General features: G+C 71.1%; 21 protein-coding genes and 3 pseudogenes. 10 read left to right on the forward strand and 14 right to left on the reverse strand.

Annotated features, from left to right (window positions below; genetic code table 11):
- Positions 1 to 13: 13 nt before the first annotated feature.
- The 3 genes from AB0P07_RS14460 to AB0P07_RS14470 are packed head-to-tail and all read left to right on the forward strand — an operon-like array spanning position 14 to position 3,182.
- Positions 14 to 1,165 carry a Gfo/Idh/MocA family oxidoreductase gene (locus AB0P07_RS14460; protein WP_365549865.1) on the forward strand — a complete coding sequence of 384 codons (1,152 nt, stop codon included), beginning with the start codon at positions 14 to 16 and terminating at the stop codon, positions 1,163 to 1,165.
- The gene (locus tag AB0P07_RS14465; RefSeq protein WP_365549868.1) at positions 1,162 to 2,331 is read left to right on the forward strand and encodes a dihydrodipicolinate synthase family protein; all 1,170 of its coding nucleotides are present in this window, start codon (positions 1,162 to 1,164) and stop codon (positions 2,329 to 2,331) included. Before AB0P07_RS14460 ends, AB0P07_RS14465 begins: the two co-directional genes overlap by 4 nt.
- The gene (locus tag AB0P07_RS14470; RefSeq protein ID WP_365549871.1) at positions 2,328 to 3,182 is read left to right on the forward strand and encodes a sugar phosphate isomerase/epimerase family protein; all 855 of its coding nucleotides are present in this window, start codon (positions 2,328 to 2,330) and stop codon (positions 3,180 to 3,182) included. Before AB0P07_RS14465 ends, AB0P07_RS14470 begins: the two co-directional genes overlap by 4 nt.
- 170 nt (positions 3,183 to 3,352) lie before the next feature.
- Here AB0P07_RS14470 and rbsD read toward each other — a convergent pair whose 3' ends face one another.
- The 6 genes from rbsD to AB0P07_RS14500 form a co-directional block, all read right to left on the reverse strand.
- Positions 3,353 to 3,742 (reverse strand): D-ribose pyranase, encoded by a 390-nt coding sequence (gene rbsD / locus AB0P07_RS14475; RefSeq protein WP_365549875.1) that lies wholly within the window; start codon positions 3,740 to 3,742, stop codon positions 3,353 to 3,355.
- Positions 3,739 to 4,644: a ribokinase gene (locus tag AB0P07_RS14480; protein WP_365549878.1), complete on the reverse strand. Its 906-nt coding sequence runs from the start codon at positions 4,642 to 4,644 to the stop codon at positions 3,739 to 3,741. The genes rbsD and AB0P07_RS14480 overlap by 4 nt, the downstream gene beginning before the upstream one ends.
- Positions 4,645 to 4,703: 59 nt before the next feature.
- Positions 4,704 to 6,662 (reverse strand): substrate-binding domain-containing protein, encoded by a 1,959-nt coding sequence (locus AB0P07_RS14485; RefSeq protein ID WP_365549882.1) that lies wholly within the window; start codon positions 6,660 to 6,662, stop codon positions 4,704 to 4,706.
- Positions 6,652 to 8,187: a sugar ABC transporter ATP-binding protein gene (locus tag AB0P07_RS14490; RefSeq protein ID WP_365549884.1), complete on the reverse strand. Its 1,536-nt coding sequence runs from the start codon at positions 8,185 to 8,187 to the stop codon at positions 6,652 to 6,654. Before AB0P07_RS14490 ends, AB0P07_RS14485 begins: the two co-directional genes overlap by 11 nt.
- On the reverse strand, positions 8,184 to 9,227 hold the full coding sequence (locus tag AB0P07_RS14495; RefSeq protein WP_365549887.1) for a LacI family DNA-binding transcriptional regulator: 1,044 nt from the start codon (positions 9,225 to 9,227) through the stop codon (positions 8,184 to 8,186). The genes AB0P07_RS14490 and AB0P07_RS14495 overlap by 4 nt, the downstream gene beginning before the upstream one ends.
- 181 nt (positions 9,228 to 9,408) lie before the next feature.
- Positions 9,409 to 9,897: a carboxymuconolactone decarboxylase family protein gene (locus AB0P07_RS14500; RefSeq protein WP_365549890.1), complete on the reverse strand. Its 489-nt coding sequence runs from the start codon at positions 9,895 to 9,897 to the stop codon at positions 9,409 to 9,411.
- A 133-nt stretch (positions 9,898 to 10,030) separates the two neighbouring features.
- On the opposite strand from AB0P07_RS14500, the gene AB0P07_RS14505 reads away from it, so the two are divergent.
- Entirely contained in the window at positions 10,031 to 11,008 is a 978-nt protein-coding gene (locus AB0P07_RS14505) for an RNA polymerase sigma-70 factor (RefSeq protein ID WP_365549893.1), read from the forward strand.
- A gap of 12 nt (positions 11,009 to 11,020) precedes the next feature.
- Here the strand turns inward: AB0P07_RS14505 and AB0P07_RS14510 are convergent, their stop codons facing one another.
- A complete protein-coding gene (locus AB0P07_RS14510) occupies positions 11,021 to 11,815 on the reverse strand; it encodes a metalloregulator ArsR/SmtB family transcription factor (RefSeq protein ID WP_365549896.1) in 795 nt (264 codons plus the stop codon).
- 111 nt (positions 11,816 to 11,926) lie between these two features.
- On the opposite strand from AB0P07_RS14510, the gene AB0P07_RS14515 reads away from it, so the two are divergent.
- The 3 genes from AB0P07_RS14515 (at position 11,927) to AB0P07_RS14525 (ending at position 13,622) form a co-directional block, all read left to right on the forward strand.
- Positions 11,927 to 12,544, forward strand: coding sequence for a TOPRIM nucleotidyl transferase/hydrolase domain-containing protein (locus AB0P07_RS14515; protein ID WP_365549899.1), 618 nt, complete (start codon positions 11,927 to 11,929; stop codon positions 12,542 to 12,544).
- Positions 12,545 to 12,580: 36 nt separating this feature from the next.
- Positions 12,581 to 13,234 (forward strand): hypothetical protein, encoded by a 654-nt coding sequence (locus tag AB0P07_RS14520; RefSeq protein WP_365549902.1) that lies wholly within the window; start codon positions 12,581 to 12,583, stop codon positions 13,232 to 13,234.
- Between the two features lie 220 nt (positions 13,235 to 13,454).
- A complete protein-coding gene (locus AB0P07_RS14525; protein WP_365549905.1) occupies positions 13,455 to 13,622 on the forward strand; it encodes a hypothetical protein in 168 nt (55 codons plus the stop codon).
- A gap of 35 nt (positions 13,623 to 13,657) precedes the next feature.
- On the opposite strand, the gene AB0P07_RS14530 is transcribed toward AB0P07_RS14525, so the two are convergent.
- On the reverse strand, positions 13,658 to 14,680 hold the full coding sequence (locus tag AB0P07_RS14530) for an alpha/beta hydrolase (RefSeq protein WP_365549908.1): 1,023 nt from the start codon (positions 14,678 to 14,680) through the stop codon (positions 13,658 to 13,660).
- Between AB0P07_RS14530 and AB0P07_RS14535 the strand changes: the two genes are divergently transcribed.
- Positions 14,679 to 15,119: a MarR family transcriptional regulator gene (locus tag AB0P07_RS14535; RefSeq protein ID WP_365549910.1), complete on the forward strand. Its 441-nt coding sequence runs from the start codon at positions 14,679 to 14,681 to the stop codon at positions 15,117 to 15,119. The two genes, AB0P07_RS14530 and AB0P07_RS14535, sit on opposite strands and share 2 nt — an antisense overlap.
- A 45-nt stretch (positions 15,120 to 15,164) precedes the next feature.
- Here the strand turns inward: AB0P07_RS14535 and AB0P07_RS14540 are convergent.
- From AB0P07_RS14540 to AB0P07_RS14560, 5 genes and pseudogenes are all read right to left on the reverse strand, one after another.
- A pseudogene (locus AB0P07_RS14540) lies at positions 15,165 to 15,329 on the reverse strand (IS630 family transposase); the annotation flags it as partial.
- Between the two features lie 83 nt (positions 15,330 to 15,412).
- Positions 15,413 to 16,147 (reverse strand): annotated as a pseudogene (locus tag AB0P07_RS14545) (class I SAM-dependent methyltransferase); the annotation flags it as partial.
- Positions 16,148 to 16,174: 27 nt separating this feature from the next.
- Positions 16,175 to 16,879 (reverse strand): HEAT repeat domain-containing protein, encoded by a 705-nt coding sequence (locus AB0P07_RS14550; protein ID WP_365549913.1) that lies wholly within the window; start codon positions 16,877 to 16,879, stop codon positions 16,175 to 16,177.
- 515 nt (positions 16,880 to 17,394) lie between these two features.
- Positions 17,395 to 17,604, reverse strand: a pseudogene (locus tag AB0P07_RS14555) (hypothetical protein); the annotation flags it as partial.
- Between the two features lie 57 nt (positions 17,605 to 17,661).
- Positions 17,662 to 18,072 (reverse strand): ATP-binding protein, encoded by a 411-nt coding sequence (locus AB0P07_RS14560; RefSeq protein WP_365549915.1) that lies wholly within the window; start codon positions 18,070 to 18,072, stop codon positions 17,662 to 17,664.
- A 221-nt stretch (positions 18,073 to 18,293) separates the two neighbouring features.
- Here AB0P07_RS14560 and AB0P07_RS14565 point away from each other — a divergent pair, with 221 nt between their 5' ends.
- Positions 18,294 to 19,145, forward strand: coding sequence for a helix-turn-helix transcriptional regulator (locus AB0P07_RS14565; RefSeq protein ID WP_365549918.1), 852 nt, complete (start codon positions 18,294 to 18,296; stop codon positions 19,143 to 19,145).
- A gap of 6 nt (positions 19,146 to 19,151) precedes the next feature.
- Positions 19,152 to 19,346: a DUF397 domain-containing protein gene (locus AB0P07_RS14570; RefSeq protein ID WP_365549921.1), complete on the forward strand. Its 195-nt coding sequence runs from the start codon at positions 19,152 to 19,154 to the stop codon at positions 19,344 to 19,346.
- On the opposite strand, the gene AB0P07_RS14575 is transcribed toward AB0P07_RS14570, so the two are convergent.
- On the reverse strand, positions 19,343 to 19,915 hold the full coding sequence (locus AB0P07_RS14575) for a Uma2 family endonuclease (protein ID WP_256110132.1): 573 nt from the start codon (positions 19,913 to 19,915) through the stop codon (positions 19,343 to 19,345). The genes AB0P07_RS14570 and AB0P07_RS14575 overlap by 4 nt on opposite strands.
- Positions 19,916 to 19,918 lie beyond the last annotated feature (3 nt).

Consider the following 19,918-nt stretch of genomic DNA (forward strand, 5'->3'; position numbering starts at 1 on the left):
CGAAGGGAATGACGTGACACGCAAGACGGTGCGTATCGCCATGAACGGCGTGACCGGGCGCATGGGCTACCGCCAGCACCTGGTCCGCTCCATCCTGGCGCTGCGCGAACAGGGCGGCCTCGATCTCGGCGACGGGACGGTGCTGTGGCCGGAGCCGGTCCTGGTCGGCCGCCGCGAGCACGCGCTGAAGGCGCTGGCGGAGCGGCACGGACTCGCCGACGTCTCCACGGACCTGGACGCGGTCCTCGCCGACGACACCATCGACATCTACTTCGACGCCCAGGTGACCTCGGCCCGCGAGGAGGCGATCAGGAAGGCGATCGCCGCGGGCAAGCACGTCTACACCGAGAAGCCGACGGCCACCGGCCTCGACGGCGCCCTGGAGCTGGCCCGGCTCGCCCAGGACGCGGGCATCAAGCACGGCGTCGTCCAGGACAAGCTCTTCCTCCCCGGCCTGCTCAAGCTGAAGCGCCTGATCGACGGCGGCTTCTTCGGCCGGATCCTCTCCGTGCGCGGCGAGTTCGGCTACTGGGTCTTCGAGGGCGACTGGCAGGAGGCCCAGCGTCCGTCCTGGAACTACCGCAGCGAGGACGGCGGCGGCATCGTCGTCGACATGTTCCCGCACTGGGAGTACGTACTGCACGAGCTGTTCGGCCGGGTGAAGTCCGTCCAGGCCCTCACCGCCACCCACATTCCCGAGCGCTGGGACGAGAAGGGCAAGCCCTACGACGCCACCGCCGACGACGCCGCCTACGGCGTCTTCGAGCTGGACGGCGGTGCCATCGCGCAGATCAACTCCTCCTGGGCGGTCCGCGTCAACCGCGACGAACTCGTCGAGTTCCAGGTCGACGGCACCGAGGGCTCCGCCGTCGCGGGCCTGCGAAACTGCCGCGTCCAGCACCGCTCGGCCACCCCCAAGCCGGTCTGGAACCCGGACATCCCCGCCACCGAGGTCTTCCGCGACCAGTGGCAGGAGGTCCCGGACAACGGCGAGTTCGACAACGGCTTCAAGGCCCAGTGGGAGCTGTTCCTCAAGCACGTCTACGCCGACGCCCCCTACCACTGGGACCTGCTGGCCGGCGCCCGCGGCGTCCAGCTCGCCGAGCTGGGCCTCAAGTCCTCCGCGGAGGGCCGCCGCCTCGACGTACCGGAGATCGGCCTGTGACCCTCCACCTCCCCAATCCCGACGGCACCCTGCGCGCCTACGAACCCCGCACCGCACCCCCGGCCGTTCCGGGGACCGGCGGGGGAAGCGCTTTCACCTCCCGTACGGTCTTCTCGGCCGCGCACGTCGTCGCCGACCCGTTCGCGGACACCTCCCCCGACGGGCCCGCCGCCGTCGACTGGGACGCCACCCTCGCCTTCCGCCGCCACCTGTGGGCGCACGGGCTCGGCGTCGCCGAGGCGATGGACACCGCCCAGCGCGGCATGGGACTGGACTGGGCGACGGCTGCCGAACTGATCCGCCGCTCCGCCGCCGAGGCGAAGCAGGCGGGCGGCCGCATCGCCTGCGGCGTGGGCACGGACCAGCTGACCGCGACGGCCACCACCACCCTCGCGGAGGTCCGGACGGCCTACGAGGAACAGCTCGCGGTGGTGGAGGAGTCGGGCGCCCAGGCCATCCTCATGGCCTCCCGCGCCCTCGCGGCGACCGCGCAGGGCCCGGACGACTACCTGGACGTCTACGGCCACCTCCTGCGCCAGGCCACCGAACCGGTGATCCTGCACTGGCTGGGCCCGATGTTCGACCCGGCCCTGGAGGGCTACTGGGGCTCGTCCGACCTGGACGCGGCGACGGACACCTTCCTGGAGGTCATCGCCGCCCACCCCGACAAGGTCGACGGCATCAAGGTCTCCCTCCTGGACGCCGGGCGCGAGATCGACCTGCGCCGCCGCCTCCCGCAGGGCGTGCGCTGCTACACCGGCGACGACTTCAACTACCCCGAGCTGATCGCCGGCGACGACCAGGGCTTCAGCCACGCCCTGCTCGGCATCTTCGACCCGCTGGGCCCGCTGGCGGCACAGGCGGTCCGCGTCCTCGACACCGGGGACACGGAGGGCTTCCGCGCCCTCCTGGACCCCACCGTGGAACTCTCCCGGCACCTCTTCCAGGCCCCCACCCGCTACTACAAGACGGGCGTGGTCTTCCTGGCCTGGCTGTCCGGCCACCAGAGCCACTTCACGATGGTCGGCGGCCTGCAGTCGGCCCGCTCCCTGCCGCACTTCGCCCGCGCCTACGAACTGGCCGACGGCCTCGGCCTGTTCCCGGACCCGGAGCTCGCGCAGGATCGCATGCGCACCCTGCTGAGCCTGTACGGAGTGAACCAGTGAGCGATCCCGGCCTGACCCGCTTCAGCATCAACCAGATGACGGTCAAGCAGCTCTCGCTGCCCGAACTCACCGCCGCCTGCGGTGACCTGGGCATCGGCAACGTCGGCCTGTGGCGCGAGCCGGTCCAGGCCTACGGCGTCGAGGCGGCCGCCAAGCTGGTCCGCGACGCGGGCCTCACCGTCACCACCCTGTGCCGCGGCGGCTTCCTCACCGCGACCGACCCGGACGAGCGCGCGAAGGCCCTGGCCGACAACCGCCGCGCCGTCGACGAGGCCGCCACCCTCGGCACCGACACCCTGGTCCTGGTCTCCGGCGGCCTCCCCGCCGGAGCCAAGGACCTGAACGCGGCCCGCGAACGCATCGCGGAAGCCCTCTCCGAGCTGGCGCCGTACGCCGAACAGCACGGCGTACGCCTCGCCATCGAGCCGCTCCACCCGATGTACGCCGCCGACCGCTGCGTGGTCTCCACCCTCACCCAGGCCCTGGACCTCGCCGAACGCTTCCCGGCCCACCAGGTCGGCGTCACCGTCGACACGTACCACATCTGGTGGGACGACCGGGCCCCGGCGCAGATCGCCCGGGCCGGCGCGGGCGGCCGCATCCACACCTTCCAGCTCGCCGACTGGACCACCCCTCTTCCGGAGGGCGTCCTCAACGGCCGCGGCCAGATCGGCGACGGCGCCATCGACATGCGGGAGTGGAAGTCGTACGTCGAGGCGGCCGGATACAGCGGCCCGATCGAGGTCGAGCTGTTCAACGAGGGGCTGTGGGCGCGGGACGGCCGGGAGGTGCTCGCCGAGACGGCCGCCCGCTTCGCCGCGCACACCGGGGACGGGACGCCCGCAAAATAGTCCCGGCGACCCGTGCAACCCTTCCGCCCTCGCGCGGGTCGTACTTGGCATCAGAACTCCCGTGGGGGTACCCGGGGGGATCCCGGGGTTCTGAAGGGGAGGGGAAACCCGAGGGGGCCCGGTCGTCGACCGGGCCCCCTCGAAGTTCTCGGGCGTTCTCCGAGGTGTCCTCAGAAGAAGACGCCGCACCGCAGCAGCACGTTGGCGTACGGCCGGGCCTCCCCGGTGCGCACGACGAGCCGCGCGCCCGCCGACAGCTCCTTCAGCCGCTCGTGCGGGACGAGTTCGAGCGCCGGGAAGAGGCCGTCCAGCAGCGCGGCGCACTCGGCGTTCGCCTCCCGGACCTCCGCCGCCGCCGTCGCGCCCTCGACGACCAGCTCGGCCAGCAGACCCTCCAGCACCTCGGCGAAGGCCGGCACCCCGGCCCGGAAGGCCAGGTCGACGACGCGCGGCCGGTCCGGAACGGGCATGCCCGCGTCGCACACCAGGACACCGTCCCCGTGGCCGAGTTCGGCGAGGGCGCCCGCCAGGTGCCGGTTGAGTATCCCCGCCTTCCTCACAGCGCCTCGGCCTCCGCGGCCGTCGGGTACGACTCCTGCGCGCCCGGCTTCGTGACCGCCGCCGCGCCGACCCGGGCCGCGTAGGCCGCCGCGTCGGCGAGCGACTCGCCCCTGCCGAGCCGCCAGGCCAGTGCCGCCGTGAACGCGTCGCCGGCGCCCGTGGTGTCCACGGCGTCCACCTTCACGGACGGCACCCGGACCACGTCTCCGGTCGCCGACGCGACCAGCGCACCCTCGGCGCCCAGGGTCACGACCACGGAACGCGGCCCCTTGGCCAGCAGGATGCGGGCCCAGTCCTCGGGACGCTCGCCGACCAGGGCGTCGCCGAGGATGACCTTCGCCTCGTGCTCGTTGACGATCAGCGGGTCGCACGCCGCCAGCACCTCCTGCGGAAGCGGCCGCGGCGGCGACGGGTTCAGCACGAACCGGCTGTCCGGCGCGAGCGAGCGGACCACCTCCACCACCGTCTCCAGCGGGATCTCCAACTGCGTGGAGACCACCCGGGAGGCGTGGAAGAGACTGGCCGCCGCGCGTACGTCCCCGGGCGCCAGGCGGCCGTTCGCGCCCGGCGAGACCACGATGCTGTTGTCCCCGGACGGGTCGACGGTGATCAGCGCGACGCCGGTCGGGGCGCCGCCCACCAGCACGCCGACCGTGTCGACGCCGGCCGCCCGCTGCGAGTCCAGCAGCAGCCGGCCGTAGTCGTCGTCGCCGACGCGGGCCAGCAGGGCCGTACGGGCGCCGAGCCGGGCAGCGGCGACGGCCTGGTTGCCGCCCTTGCCGCCCGGGTGGACGGCCAGGTCGGAGCCGAGCACCGTCTCGCCGGCCCCCGGCCGCCGCTCGACACCGATCACCAGGTCGGCGTTGGCCGACCCGACGACCAGCAGGTCGTAGTCGTACATCAGTCGTTCTCCGATTCGAGTGATTCCCGCTGGATTCCGCCGGGTCCCGAGGGCCGGTCTCAGCCCTCGAAGCCGGCCACGTTCTCCTTGGTGACGACCTTCACGGGCACCTTCACCGTCTGCTCCACCTTCTTGTCCTCGGCAGCCCGCAGCGCGTTCTGTACGGCGATCCTGCCCAGTTCCTTCGGCTGCTGCGCGACCGACGCGTACAACGTGCCCGCCTCGACCGCCTTCAGCCCGTCCGGCGTGCCGTCGAACCCGACGACCTGCACGGACTTCCCGGCCTTGGAACCCAGTGCCTTGATCGCGCCCAGCGCCATCTCGTCGTTCTCCGCGAAGACGCCGTCGACGTCGGGGTGCGCCTGGAGCAGGTTGGTCATCACGTCCAGGCCCTTGGTGCGGTCGAAGTCCGCGGGCTGCTTGGCGACGACCTCGATGCCCGGGTACTCCTTCAGCCCGGCCGCGAAGCCCGCCCCGCGCTCCCGGCTGGCGGAGGTGCCGGCCTGGCCCTGGAGGATGACGATGGTGCCCTTGCCGCCGAGCTTCTCGGCGAGCGCCTTGGCGCCCAGCTTGCCGCCCTCGACGTTGTCGGAGGCGACCAGCGCCGACGTCTCGGCCTTGTTGACGCCGCGGTCCACGGCGACGACGGGGATGTCGTCCTTGTTCGCCGCGCGCACCGAGGGGCCGGCCGCGTCGGAGTCCACCGGGTTGACGACGATCGCGGACAGGCTGCCGCTGACGAAGTTCTGCAGCTGGTTGGCCTGCCGGGAGGCGTCGTTCTGGGCGTCCGTGACCGTCAGGTCCACGCCCAGCTTCTTCGCCTCCTCCTCGGCGCCGTTCCTGATCTGCACGAAGAACGGGTTGTTGAGCGTGGACAGCGACAGCCCTATCTTCTGGGCCTTGCCTTCCGAGGAACCGTTGTGCAGCAGCGAGGTCGCGCCGACCACGGCGACGGCCACGACGGCGGCGATCACATACGTCAGCGCCTGCTTGCCCCGGTCGCCGCCGCCGGAGGAACCGGCGGCCGCAGTGGTCGCGCCCGCCTTGCGGCGCAGCGTGTCGAAGAGCACCGCCAGCGCGATGACGACACCGATGACGACCTGCTGCCAGAACGCGGAGACGGACAGCAGGTTGAGGCCGTTGCGCAGCACCGCGAGGATCAGCGCGCCGATCAGCGTCCCCGACGCCTTGCCGGTGCCGCCCGCGAGCGAGGCGCCGCCGATGACGACGGCGGCGATGGCGTCCAGCTCGTAGCCCTGCGCGGCCTGCGGCTGCGCGGAGGCCAGCCGGGAGGCGAGCACGATGCCCGCGGCGGCGGCGAACAGGCCGGAGAAGGCGTAGATGGCGAGCTTCTGCCGCTTCACCCGCAGCCCCGACAGCCGCGCGGCCTCCTCGTTGCCGCCGATGGCGTACATGGACCGGCCGATGTAGGTCCGGCCGAGGACGAACGCCGTGATCAGGCCCATCACGATCATCACGAGGACGGGCACGGGCAGCCACCCGCCGAGGGTGTCGCCGAGGTGCGAGACCGAGTCCGGGAAGGCGATTGGCGAACCCTGCGAGACGACCAGCGACAGACCGCGTCCCACCGACAGCATGGCGAGCGTCGCGATGAACGGCGGCAGCTTGCCGTACGAGATGAGGAAGCCGTTGACCAGGCCGCACGCGATGCCCGTCAGCACGGACAGCAGCACGGCGAGGGCGACCGGCATCCCGGCCTCGGTGGCGCTCCAGGCCAGCACGGTGGCCGACAGCGCGGCGACCGAGCCGACCGACAGGTCGATGCCCGCCGAGACGATGACGAAGGTGACGCCGAACGCGAGGATCGCGGTCACGGCGGCCTGCACACCGACGTTGAGGAGGTTGTCGGCGGTCAGGAAGTCCCCGGACAGCGCCGACATGGCGATGACGAGGACGATCAGCGCGGTCAGCGCGCCGTTGTCGAGCAGCAGGCGGCGCAGGCCGCCCGTGGCGCCGCCCCGCGCGCCCGGCTTGCTCTTGAGCGTGTCAGTGGCCACGGGAGGCCTCCGTTCCGTCCGTTATGGTGGTGTGCGTGCTCACCGCGAGCGCCATCACGGCGTCCTGGGTGGCCTGTTCGGCGGGGAGTTCGCCCGCGACGCGCCCCTGTGCCATGACGACCACGCGGTCGCTCATGCCGAGGACCTCCGGCAGATCGCTGGAGATCATCAGTACGGCGGCGCCCGCGGCCGTCAGTTCGTTGACGAGCTGGTAGATCTCGACCTTGGCGCCGACGTCGATGCCGCGCGTCGGCTCGTCGAGGATCAGCACCTTGGTGTCGGCCAGCAGCCACTTGCCGATGACGACCTTCTGCTGGTTGCCGCCGGACAGCGTGCGCACGTGCTGCCCGAGCCCGGCCATCCGCACGCCGAGCTGCCCGGCGATCCGCTCGGCCGCCGCGTGCTGCCCCTTGAGGTCGACGAGTCCGGCGCGGGCGCCGGAGCGCAGCGTCACGAGCCCGAGGTTCTCCTCGACGGACGCGTCGAGCACCAGCCCCTGCCCCTTGCGGTCCTCGGGCACGAGCCCGATCCCGGCGGCCATGGCGGCGTTCACGTCGTGGCGGCGCAGCGGCACACCCGCGACGTGCACGGACCCGGCGTCGTACGGGTCGGCGCCGAACACCGCCCGCACGACCTCGGTGCGCCCGGCCCCGACCAGCCCCGCGATACCGACGACCTCACCGGCCCGCACCTCGAAGCCGACGTCGTGGAAGACGCCGTCCCGGGTGAGCCCCTCCACCTTGAGCAGGGGCTCCCCGGCGTCGGTGCGCTCGCGCGGGTACTGCTGCTCGATGGACCGGCCGACCATGAGCCGGACCAGCTCGTCCTGTGGGGTGGAGGCGGGCACCTGCCCGACGCTCCGGCCGTCCCGGATGACGGTGACGCGGTCGCCGAGGGCGGCGATCTCCTCCAGGTGGTGGGTGATGAAGACGATCCCGACGCCGTCCTCGCGCAGCCGCCGCACGATGGCGAAGAGCTTCTCGACCTCCTCGGAGGTCAGCACGGCGGTCGGCTCGTCCATGACGAGCACGCGCGCGTCCAGGCTGAGCGCCTTGGCGATCTCGACCATCTGGAGCCGGGCGATGCCGAGTTCACGCACTCGCGCGCGGGGGGACACCTTGACCCCGACCCGCTCCAGCAGCACCTCTGCGTCGGCGTTCATCCTCTTCCGGTCGATCATGCCGAGCCGGCGCGGCTGGCGCCCCAGGAAGATGTTCTCGGCCACCGTCAGATCGGGGACGAGGTTGAACTCCTGGTAGATCGTGGCGATTCCGAGGCGCTCGGAGTCCTGCGCACCGTGGATGCGCACCTCCTCGCCAGCGGCCAGGATCCGCCCGGCGTCGGGCGTGTAGGCGCCGGAGAGCATCTTGATGAGCGTGCTCTTGCCCGCGCCGTTCTCACCGAGGAGCACGTGCACCTCGCCCCGGCGCAGGTCGAAGTCGACGCTGTCGAGCGCGACCACGCCGGGGAAGGTCTTGCGGATGCCCTCGATGCGCAGCAACTCGTCCGGACTGCGGCTGCTCACGGCGTACTCCTTCGTACGGGGGAGGGGGACTGGTGGGGGGTGGCGCCGTCCGGCTCGCCGCACGAGCGGCGCACGACGAGCCGCGCCGGCAGGGCGACGGACTCACCGGCCCGCCCCGCGATCCGCTCGACGAGCGCGCGTACGGCGGCCCTTCCGAGCTCCCGGGTCGGCTGGGCGATCGCGGTGACCGGCGGATCGGTGTGCACGAACCACGGGATGTCGTCGAACGCGGCGAGCCCGATGTCCTCGGGGACCCGCAGCCCGCGCGCGCGTACGGCGTCCAGCGCGCCGAGCGCCATCAGGTTGTCGGCGGCGAAGACGACCTCCGGCGGCTCGGGCAGGTCGAGGAAGCCCTCGGTGACCCGGCGTCCGCTGCCGGCCCGGAAGTCGCCCTGGCCGATGTAGGCGTCGGGGAGGGGAAGCCCGTGGGCGGCGAGCGCCTCGCGGAAGGCGTCGACGCGCTCGCGTCCGGTGGTCGTGGCGGCGGGCCCCGCGATGATCGCGAGCCGGCGGTGCCCGAGCCCGTGCAGATGCGCGACGAGGTCCCGTACGGCCGCCCGCCCGTCCGACCTGACGACGGGCACGTCCACGCCGGGGATCCACCGGTCGACGAAGACCATCGGCGCCCCGGCCCGCGCGGCGTCCAGCATGCGCGGGGAGCCGCCGTCGGTGGGGGAGACGAGCAGTCCGTCGATCCGCCGGTCGAGCAGCGTGGTGACGTGGTGGTCCTGGAGGTCGGGGCGTTCGTCGGCGTTGCCGATGATGACGCTGTAGCCGAGCGCGCGGGCCTCCTCCTCTACGGAGCGGGCCAGTTCGGTGAAGTACGGGTTCATCACGTCGCTGATGACCAGGCCGAGGGTGCGGGTCTGGTCGGTGCGCAGCGACCGGGCGACGGCGTTGGGGCGGTAGCCCAGCGTCTCGACGGCGGCCAGCACGCGGGCGCGGGCGGCGGGGCTGACGGACGGGTGGCCGTTGAGCGCCCGCGAGACCGTGGCGACGGAGACGCCTGCCTCGGCGGCGACGTCCTTGATGCTCGCCATCGTCGTTCCACCTCCTCGTGGAATCGATTACACGGAGGATTGGAAACGATTACACGAGCGGATTCAAGGGGCGGGGTGGCGCCGATGCCGAATCGTGACCGGGGAAGGGGCGTGTGCAGGGAAACGGGCGGCACCCGGGCAATCCGCTCCTGGGTGCCGCCCGAAACCGTCCTGCGCGAGGTCAGTCCGCCACGGCCGTCGCGAACATCCCCGCCTCGTACGAGCCGCCCTTCTGGTGCGTGATCACGGCGAGCCGGTTGGCCGCGTTGATCAGGGCGACCAGGCAGACCAGCGCGGCGACCTGGTCGTCGTCGTAGTGCTTGCGCACCAGGGCCCACGTCTCGTCGGACACGCCCTCGTGCGCGTCGGCGAGCCGGGTGCCCTCCTCGGCGAGGGCCAGCGCCGCCTGCTCGGCCTCGGTGAACACGGTGGACTCGCGCCAGGCGGCGACCAGGTGCAGCCGGACCGCGCTCTCCCCGGCGGCCGCGGCCTCCTTGACGTGCATGTCGATGCAGTGGCCGCAGCCGTTGATCTGGCTGGCCCGCAGCGACACCAGCTCCTGGGTGGCCTTCGGCAGTGCCGCCTCGTGCATCAACATGCCCATGCCCGCGAACCGCTTCGCGAACCGACCGGCGAACTCGTTCTCGAAGAGGTTGAATCGAGTGTCCATGATCTCGTCCTCGCTGTGTCGGTGCCTCGGTGACGCACACAGGACACCGGCGCCCCGCCACCCCGTGACAGACCATCGATGTGACACGGGCCACCCCCCACGGGTGTCACGGAACCGCGCCGGTCGGTGTCCTGTGCGCGTGACACCGCCGGAACCGAACGAACGGGAGAAGCTGGTGACCAGCGAGGACAACGGACGCGAACAGGCCGACGCGACCGGCGGCCGCGGCTGTGCGGACGCGGCCACCGAGGACTTCGTCGCCCACCGCAACCTGCTCTTCACCGTCGCCTACGAGATGCTCGGCTCGGCCGCCGACGCCGAGGACGTGCTCCAGGAGACCTGGCTGAAGTGGGCGGGCGTCGACCGCGGCGCGGTGCGCGACCGGCGCGCGTACCTGGTCCGCATCACCACCCGCCAGTCCCTGAACCGGCTGCGCACGCTCGGCCGCCGCAAGGAGTCCTACGTGGGTTCCTGGCTGCCCGAGCCGCTGCTCACCACGCCCGACGTGGCCGAGGACGTGGAGCTGGCCGACAGCGTGTCGATGGCGATGATGCTGGTCCTGGAGACGCTTGCGCCCATCGAGCGGGCGGTGTTCGTCCTGCGCGAGGTGTTCGACCTCGGCTACGACGAGATCGCCGAGGCGGTGGAGAAGAGCCCGGCCGCCGTCCGGCAGATCGCGCACCGCGCCCGGGCGCACGTGGCGGCCCGCCGCCCGCGCGGGGAGGTCACGGCGGCGGAGTCCCGCCAGGCGCTCGTGGCGTTCCAGCGGGCCGTCGAGACGGGCGACCTGCAAGGTCTGCTCGACATCCTCTCCCCGGACGTCGTCCTCCTCGGCGACGGCGGCGGCATCAAGCAGGCGGTGCTGCGGCCCGTCGTGGGTGCCGACAAGGTGGCCCGCCTCGTGCTCGGCGGCCTGGTCAAGCTGGACATGGAGATGCGGATGGACCCGGCCCAGGTCAACGGGCACCCGTCCCTGGTCGTCAGGCTCGACGGCGAACTCGACACCGTGGTCGCGGTCCGCATGGAGGCCGGGCGCATCAAGGGTCTCTACGCGGTGCGCAACCCGGAGAAGCTGTCGTACATGCGCGAGGTGACGGCCCTGAGCCGCTGACCGACGACCGGCTCAGCGAGGTTCCGGCAGCGCCTCCCCGGTCTCCAGCAGCGTCTTGAGGCTGGACAGCAGGGCCGGCCAGCCGTGCTGGATCATCTCGCGGACGGCGCTGCCGGGCTCGAACCCGTCGTGGAGGACGGTCAGCTTCACCGAGCCGCCGCCGAGGTCCTCGATGTCGAAGGCGACCTTCGAACGCCGCTCGGCGGAGAGCCTGGCGAGGGTCTCGTCGTCGATCCCGTTGGCCGCCGCCCACTGCGGCGTGAAGGTGTGCCAGGTGTACGACAGCCGGCGGGGCGGGTCGGACTCCAGGACGACCTGCTCGGGGTGGGCGGTCTCGGCCCCCCGCTCCCGCCACACCACGGGCGACCCGGTCGCCCAGTCGGTGCCGAACTCCAGCCCCCAGTAGCGGCGGGTGAAGGCCGGGTCGGTGAGCCCCTGCCACACCTTCTCCGGCGTGGCCCTGATGTAGGTCGTGTACACGAACGCGTTGCTGTCCATGGCGGTGTCCTCCAGCGCTTGCTTGAGGTCGGCGAGTGCGTGCACCCGCTCGCGGTCGTAGCGGCTGATCCAGCGTTCGGCGATGGCGTTGATCGGTTCGGCGTTGAGGTAGTGCAGCTTCTCCCGGCCCCGCCGCACGGTGGTGACCAGGCCGGCCGCCTCCAGCACCGCCAGGTGCTTGCTGACCGACTGCCGGGCCATGTCGAGCCCGGCGCACAGCTCGCGCAGGCTCTGCCCGTTGCGCGCGTTCAGGCTGTCCAGCAGCCGTCGCCGGCTGCCGTCGGCCAGTGCCTTGAAGACCTCGTCCATCTCCGCCCCTCTGACATGCAGCCCATTGGCTGCCTTCAACGATAGGCAGCCAATGGGCTGCATGTCAAAAACCACTACCGCGACGCCGGGCAACGGCGGGAGACTTTCCCCATGACGGACATGGGGGCACTGCGCAAGGCGGTCACCGCGTGGGCGGTCGGCGGCCCCGGCGGCCCGGCCCACGAGCTGGCCGACCGGCTGCTCGTCCACACCGCCGTCCTCCTCGAAGGACCGAGCGACGCGGCGGCCGTCGACGCGATGGCCGCACGGCACGGCCGGGACCTGGCGGCGGAGGGCGTCTGCGTGCTCCCGATGGGCGGCGCGATGAGCGTCGGCCGCTTCGCCGGCCTCCTCGGGCCCTCCGGCCTGGACCTCCGCCTGGTGGGCCTGTGCGACGAACGGGAGCAGGACTTCTACGCCCGGGCCCTGAAGCGCGCCGACGCGTCACCGCAGAGCCTCTTCGTCTGCGCGGCCGACCTGGAGGACGAGCTGATCCGCGCGCTGGGCGTGCGCACGGTGACCGAACTCGTCGAGACGGAGGGCGAGTCACGCCGCCTGCAGACCTTCCTCCAGCAGCCCGCCCAGCAGGGCCGCGCCGCCCAGCAGCAGCTCCGCCGCTTCCTCGGCACCAAGGCGGGCCGCAAGATCCGCTACGGCCGGGTGCTGGTGGAGGCCCTGGACCCGGCCCGCACACCGGCCCCGCTGGCGGGGTTGTTCGCGGCGCTGTGAGGGCCGCTGTCGGTGCCGGCTGGCAGTATGCCGATCATGAGCCGGATCATCTCGTACCGCACGGCCGACAAGGCCGACGTCCTCGCCTTCCTGGGAGCCGCTGGTGAACTGACGGCTGATCAGCGGAGCTGTCTCGGCATGATGCGCGAGCAGGCGCGGGAGCGCCAACGCGACCTGGACCGGCAGGACATCGACCTGGGCCTGTCCATAACCGACGCGCTCGAGCACCTGGTGGCCGGCCACGCGAGCGCGAAGGCGGAGGGCGCGGCGAGCGCCTACCACCACGCGCTCCAGATCGTCATCGACTGCAACGCCTCCGACCCGTCCGACCTGGGCGTGTACTCCAAGCCGTCCACCTTCTTCGGGCTGCTCGACGAGGAGCTGCGCCGCCTGGGCGTGGACCCCGGCCTCCTCCTGCACGACCATCTCTTCTCCGGCCCCCCGGCCGGGATGCCCTTCTCCCTCCCGTATCCCGTGGACGGGCCGCACATCGGCATGCTCCCGCTGGCCAGGGCCAAGCCGATGGCGGACGCCTACCGCGCGGTGCTGGACCGGATGGACGAGGACTTCCGTCACGACGTCCGCGAGGTGATCGAGAAGCTCGAATGCGAGCACGATGAGTGGGAGTACGCCACGAAGGAGGTCGACTGGTACACCCAGGACACGCTCTTCTTCTCGATCACGGGCTGACCGGGAGCCGGGGGCGGTCGTCGTCAGGCGCGAGGGAGTCGTACCAGTCGGCGAGCGTGTGAAAGGGCCCGGCCTGAGCGATGCTCACGATGGACTGCCGGAGCCACGGGAGGCGGCCCGGCCGGGCCGACGCACTGTGCGTCATCCCGCTTCGACGGGAGAAGAAGCGCAGGCATCGACGTCGCCACCCGACGCGAGTGCTCGGCGCAGCGGAAGCGCCGTGAGCAGAACGAAGATGCCGAAGAGCGTGATCGGCAAGAGCCCTGCGGGCAGGTGGAAGAAGAGTTGGACGCCGGGGCGCCGTGCGACCCGCACCCGCCTTCATGGCGTCCGGCATCCGTTCGCCGCGTACGACATGGGAAAGGACCAGCTCCACGGCCACATCTAGTGCTCTGACCGGGAAGGTCCGCCGGGTTGGATGCCCTACAGGTTGTTGACGTAGAAGTTGGTGAGACGTTCGACGGCGGCGTCGACGTACTCGGGCTCGTCGTACATCTCATAGTGGCCGGCGCCCTCGATCACCATGAGGTCGACCGGGTTGGGGGCCATCTTCCACAGGTGCATGCCCGCCTCGTAGGAGCCGGTGTTGCCGATGCGTCCGGCGAGGATGACCTGCAGCGGCTGGGTCATGAGCTGGTCGACCAGGTGGAACGCGTCGTAGCCCAGTAGGAGGGAGTCGCCGCGCGAGAGGCGGCGGTTTGTGGAGTGCTCGTTGCCGCCCCGCTCGGTGCGGTAGTAGGTGATCGCCTGCGTGGTGTCGATATCGGTCAGACCTGCTGCCGCAGCGTCCTCCAGGGTGTCGGGCAGCCAGTTCGCACGGGTGAGCTCGCCGGAGCGGGTCTCTTCGATGCGCGCGTCGGCGAGGGCGTCGAGTGCGGCGGCCGGGCCGTCAGGCTGGAAGCTGCGGAACGAGGTGCCCATGTTGCCGGGGGCCACGGTCCCGACCGCCTTGATGCGGTGGTCCGTGCGGGCGGTGTGCACGGCGTAGCCGCCGCCGGCGCAGATACCGAGGACGCCGATGCGCTGCGGGTCGATGCCGGGGGTCATGGTGAGCGCGTCGATGGCGTAGGAGATGTCCTCACCGCGGCGGTAGGGGTCTTCGAGGTCGCGTGGCTCGCCGCCGCTCTGCCCTTGATGAGCGGGATCGAAGACGAGCACCGCGATGCCGCGGGCGGCGAGGCGGGAGGCGTAGTTGGCGCCGATCTGCTCCTTCACGCTGCTGCCCGGGGTGGAGAGCACGACGGCGCGCAGCGGTGCGCTGCTGTCCGCGTTGTCGGGCAGGTGGAGGTCAGCGGCGAGGTCGATGGGACCGCGCGGGATCGTGAGGTGCCGAATCATGCCTGGCTTCCTTCGTGAGATTGTTGTTCCACAGGAGTCCAGTACAAGACTCTCTTTGTACGATCTGGAACTAATACGAAACCGTACCACATGGAGGAGGGGTCGCATGTCGGTCGACGGGGCGCAGCTGTGGACGCTGAACCAGCGGCTGCTGGCAGTCGTGATGGATGCCTGTACGGAGGAGCTGTCCGAGCTCGGGTTGGAGACGAAGGAGTTCTTCGTCCTGGCCGAGGTGGAGGCGTCGCCGTACCCGGCCGAGATCGCGACGGCACTGCTGCTGCCCAAGGCGAGCGTGACGGTCTACGTCCGCAACCTCGTCGCCAAGGGCTTCATCCGCCGCGAGATCGACGAGGCGGACCTGCGCCGTCACCGGCTCGTACTGACCGCTGAGGGCACAGAGGCACGGGATCGTGCACTTGCGGCCCTCGCGGCGGAGTACGACCGCAGGTTGGCGAGGGTCACCCCCCAGGACCGCACCGAGCTGCAGCGCATCCTTCAGGAGATGCTCTCGCCCGCATCAGTCCATGGCCACGAGCCTGCCCCGTGAGCCCCTGCTCGTCAGTGCTGTGGCCGCGTGTATTCGTCGGATCGTTCAGGCTGCGGTGGCGAGGGGGCGTCTGCCCCGGCGGATCCCTTTCTTGCTGCGAATGCGGGCGCGCTCCTTGCGTTCGGCGGCCAGGACATCGCGGTGGCGGGCGTCGCCGTTGCGCCGGCGGAGGCAGGCGTGCAGGGCCCGCGTCTGCACAGTGTGGTTGGGGGTGACGCCACGGCGGGCGAGCAGGCACCGCAACGCCTCGCGGCCGATCCGGATGAGCCGGCCGTGCACTCTCCGCAGGCAGGCTGCGAGCGGAACAACGCGGTCCACAGGGAGGCTACGCCGAACAGTGCTGATTCAAGGGGCTCCTCCCGCATCCGGCGCAGTTCCACCTCCACCAGGTCAGAGAAGATCCAGCGCAGCGATTCGGGGGTGTAGGCGAGGCCACCTTGCAACTCGCGTTCGCGGTAGATGTCGGCGTCCGCTAGTTCCGACCCCATTCCCGCCCCGGCGGCGAAGCTGGTGAGCGCAAGGTGGCCGCCAGGGGCGAGGACCCGGTCGAGGAGGGTCAGGTAGCTGACGCGGCGGTGCGGCGGTAGGTGGTGGAAACACCCCGAGTCGACGACCAGGTCGTACGGGCCGCTCCACTCGGCAGAGGGGAGGTCGAAAGCGTTACCGCACAGGAAACGGACGTCGACTCCGGCCTCGCGAGCCCGGTCCTCACCCCAGGCGACGGCTACCGGGGAGAGGTCGACGGCGTCCACGTCGAAGCCGCGCGAGGCGAGGTACACGGCATTGCGGCCCGGCCCGCACCCCAGGTCCAGGGCCCGACCGGGAACGATCAAGCCTTGGTCGAGGTAGGCGGCCAGGTTCTCGTCCGGCTTCGCCGCGAAGAACGGGACCGGCCTCGACCGGTCGGCATAGAAGCGGTCCCAGAAGCCCTTACCGTCGCCCGTCGCCAGGCCGGCCTCGGATTCGGATGCGAAGAGCCCGTCCAAGAGCACGAGTACGTCCTCGACGGAGCGTACGGTCCGGTCCATTCGGCCCCCTTTTTCTTACGACCCACGTCAATCGTAGGAGTGATGACGACGAAGGACCGGGTCAGGCGGTGCCTGGTGACGGGCCTCCCCCGCGTCCCCTGCTCCCACCGAGAGCCGCCACGGCCTGTTGGCGACACGGTTCCAGTCCCACAGCGCGTCGACCCTGTGGTCGTGCTCGAACCCGACACCGAGCGGCCCGACCCGCTCGATCGCCTCGCCGGTACGCGGATCGTCACGCAGGGCCAGGCCGTAGGCGGCTTCCAGGCGTACGAGGTGGTTGCCGTCGGCCAGCAGTGCGGCCAGGGCGTCGGCGACGGCGGGCGTACGGGCCCGGGAGGAGGCCAGCGCCTCCGCCACCCCGCCTCGCAGCTGCTCGTACGGTCCCTCGGCCAGGCGGACCAACTCCTCGGCGGCGGGGGCGAGGAGGGCGTCGTCCTGCAGGCCGGCCCGGCACGCCTCCAACCGTACGCGGGCGTCGGAGTCGCCGAGGAGGGTGAGCAGGGCCGTGCGGGTCTCGCGCGAGCGGGCCTCCGACGCGTCGAGGACGGTGGTCGCGCGGAGTCGCACGCGGGGATCCGGATGCGAGGCGTGGTGCAGTCCTGTCGCCTCCATGTCGGGATGCTCGTACTCCGCGAAGGCCTCCAGCACCTTCGCGAGCACAGCACCGTCCGGCTCCCGCGTCGCCCAGGCGGCCAGGGTTCCGCTCTCCCGCTCTGCGGAGGGGGGCCGCACGCGATGATCCCGCGTGCACGCAGGTAGTCCGCGACGAAGCGGCGGTGCCTCGGATCGGGGTGGTCGCGCTGTGCCGGCGTGGCCGACAGGACTTCCTCGCAGTGGCGCCGCGTGAGCGTGAGCCACACCGCCGACCAGTCCACATGTTCCTCGTCGGGTATGCGGACGGCGCGATCGATCAGTTGCTCGACCGGAGTCGCGATGCGGAACGACCACTCCAGCGAGGTCAGGACGGCACCGTGCCCGGCCCGCACGACGAGGCCGCCGAGGGCGTACTGGTCGACCCAGTCGTAATCGCCGTCCGTCACCCGGACCGACACCGCGGACCCTCGTGCCCCCGTCCTGCGCCGCAGCCCTTCGACCGGGCCCGTCTCGTACCAACTCCGGGCGCGGGCGAGCAGCCGTTCACGCTCCTGCTCCGGCAGCCGCAGCCGGGGTTCCTTGCCGAGTGCCGACTCGAAGACGGCCGGGGATCCGCTGTCCAAGGCCCGCCACAGCGGCGTACCCCCGTCCGGAAGCTCCCGGTCCGGATCGGCCCCGCCGTCCATCAGTGCTTCGGTGACCGACGCGTCGTAGGCCGCGACGGCCGCGCACAGGATCGGCAGTCCCCCTTCGGTGTCCGACGTGTTCGGATCCGCCCCCTCGTGCAGCAGGTCCCGCACGGTGTCGGCGTCACCCGACAGGGCCGCCGAGACCAGCCGGCGATTGAGTTCGCTTCCCGTCATGTGCCGAGCGTCCGGAAGATCCCCGGTCCGGACAAGTGAATAACGGGGCCGCCCCGTTCAGGCCGCCGACAGCTCGCACCACACGTACTTCCCCCGGTTGCCGTGTCGGGCCAGCGGGTGCCAGCCCCACACGTCGGCGCAGGCCCGCACCAGCGCCAGCCCCCGCCCCTCCTCCAGCTCCGTCACCTTCTCGAACCGCGCGGGCGGCTCCGGCGGTTCGGGGTCCGCGTCCCAGGCCCCGATCCGCAGCGTGCCCGGCGGCGACCAGCGGATGCGGAGGGCGGCGGGGCCCTTGGTGTGCCGTACGGCGTTGGAGACCAGCTCGGCGGCGAGCAGCTCGGCCACGTCCACGAGGCGGATCAGGCCGTGCATGGTGAGGACGAGGCGGAGGGTGCGGCGGCTGATGGTGACGGCGCGCAGGTCGTTGGGGATGTAGAGGGAGTACTCCCAGGGTTCGTCTTCGGGCATGCGGGACTCCTCGCAGAGGGCGGTGGGGTGAGAGGCGGGGCCGGTGTCATTGCCGCAGCCGTCATGGCAGGACGGGGCGGTGCGCTTCCGGTGACCCGGTGCCGCACGGTGTGCGTCGCGTCACTGAAGGTAGGGCTAACATGTCATACGGAGCAAGTGGATCGCCTAATCTGGACCCGAACGAGTCGCCCCGACAGGTGCGTTGAGCCGAGGAGTCGTTGATGGTCTTGAGGCGTGAGCCCACTGCGCGCCAGATGCGGTTGGCGACTGAACTGCGCAGGCTTCGCGACGCGGCTGGGCTGTCCGCCACCGAGGCGGCGGCGCTTCTCGGGACCAATCGAGTGCAGATCAGTCACATCGAGTCCGGACTCGCAGGTGTGAGTGAGGAGAGACTGCGCCGTCTCGCGGCCCACTACTCGTGCACGGACGGGGGCTTCGTCGATGCCCTGGTCGTCATGGCGACCGATCGGGCGCGCGGATGGTGGGAGGAGTACCGGGGCTTCCTGCCTACGTCATTTCTGGATCTCGCGGAGTTGGAGCACTACTCCACATACCGGTCTGACCTCGAGTTCCTGTTTGTGCCCGGCCTGCTCCAGACCGAGGACTACGCCCGCGCCGCCTTCGCCTCCAGAGTCCCCGAACTGCCTCCTGAGGAACTGGACCTGCGGGTCCGGCACCGCATGCAGCGCAAGACGGTCCTGGACGGTCCAACCCCTGTACCGTACGAGGCCGTTGTCCACGAAGCGGCGCTGCGTATCAGGGTGGGGGATCGCACCACCGCGCGGGCACAGCTGGCCCGTGTACTGGAAGTCTCCGATGCCGACCACGTCACCGTGCGCGTGATCCCTTTCGATCTGGACGGCTTCGGTGGGACCTGGAGCCCCATGATGCTGGCCGGAGGTGATGTGCCGAAGCTGGACACCGCCGTCCGCGATGCGCCGCATGGCACCGGCTTCATCGATTCCGATGCCCAACTCGGAGTCCTTCGAACGGTCTTCCGTACAGTGAGGGACGTGTCGCTCGATCGCAACCGGTCGCGTGACTTCATCCAGAGCCTGGCCAAGGAACTGTGAGGCACTGTGACCACCCCTGACAACTGGCGCAAGTCCTCGTACTCCGGTGGCGGCGACGGCAACAACTGCGTGGAGATAGCCACCTCACCCACCCACGTGGCCGTCCGCGACAGCAAGGACCCCGCCCCAGCCATCCTCACCGTCCCGGTGGAGGCCTTCGCCCCCTTCCTTGACGCCCTCAAGTCGCCCGCCCGCTGCTAACCGTCCCTGCCGTACCTGCGGAACTCCGACGTCTCCACCGTCCACGGCCCGAACGGCACCGAGTCGCCGAAGATGTACGGCTCCTTGTTGCTGTAGCGACCCTTGCACGGCTCGGAGTGCACCTCGATCGTGCCGGTGCGCGGGTCGACGATCATGTAGTGCGGGATGCCCATGGCCGGATAGTCGGCCAGCTTCTCGTCGTAGTCGTTGCTCGGGTTGGAGGGCGAGACGATCTCGACGGCAGCCAGCACCTGCGTCGCATCGACGGCCAGGCCCTCTTCGTCGAGGGTGGCTTCCGGGATCACCACGGCGTCGGGGCGGCGCATGCGGCCGATGGCCGGGTGCTCGATCTCGGGGCCGTTCGCGCAGATGTAGCCGGGGTCGGTGCGGGGCAGTTGCGCGTCCAACTGCTTGCAGATGCGGCGGACAGTACCCTCGTGCCGCTTCGACGGGCACATCATCGCCAGTATCGGACCGGACGGCCCGATCTCCACACTCCACGACCCCTCGAGCTGCTCCGAGTAGGCCCCGAGCTCTGCGGCGATGGCGCGCATCTTGGCGTAGTCCATGAG

It is taken from the genome of Streptomyces sp. NPDC085944, from assembly GCF_040686295.1.
Taxonomy (GTDB): Bacteria; Actinomycetota; Actinomycetes; order Streptomycetales; family Streptomycetaceae; genus Streptomyces; species Streptomyces salinarius.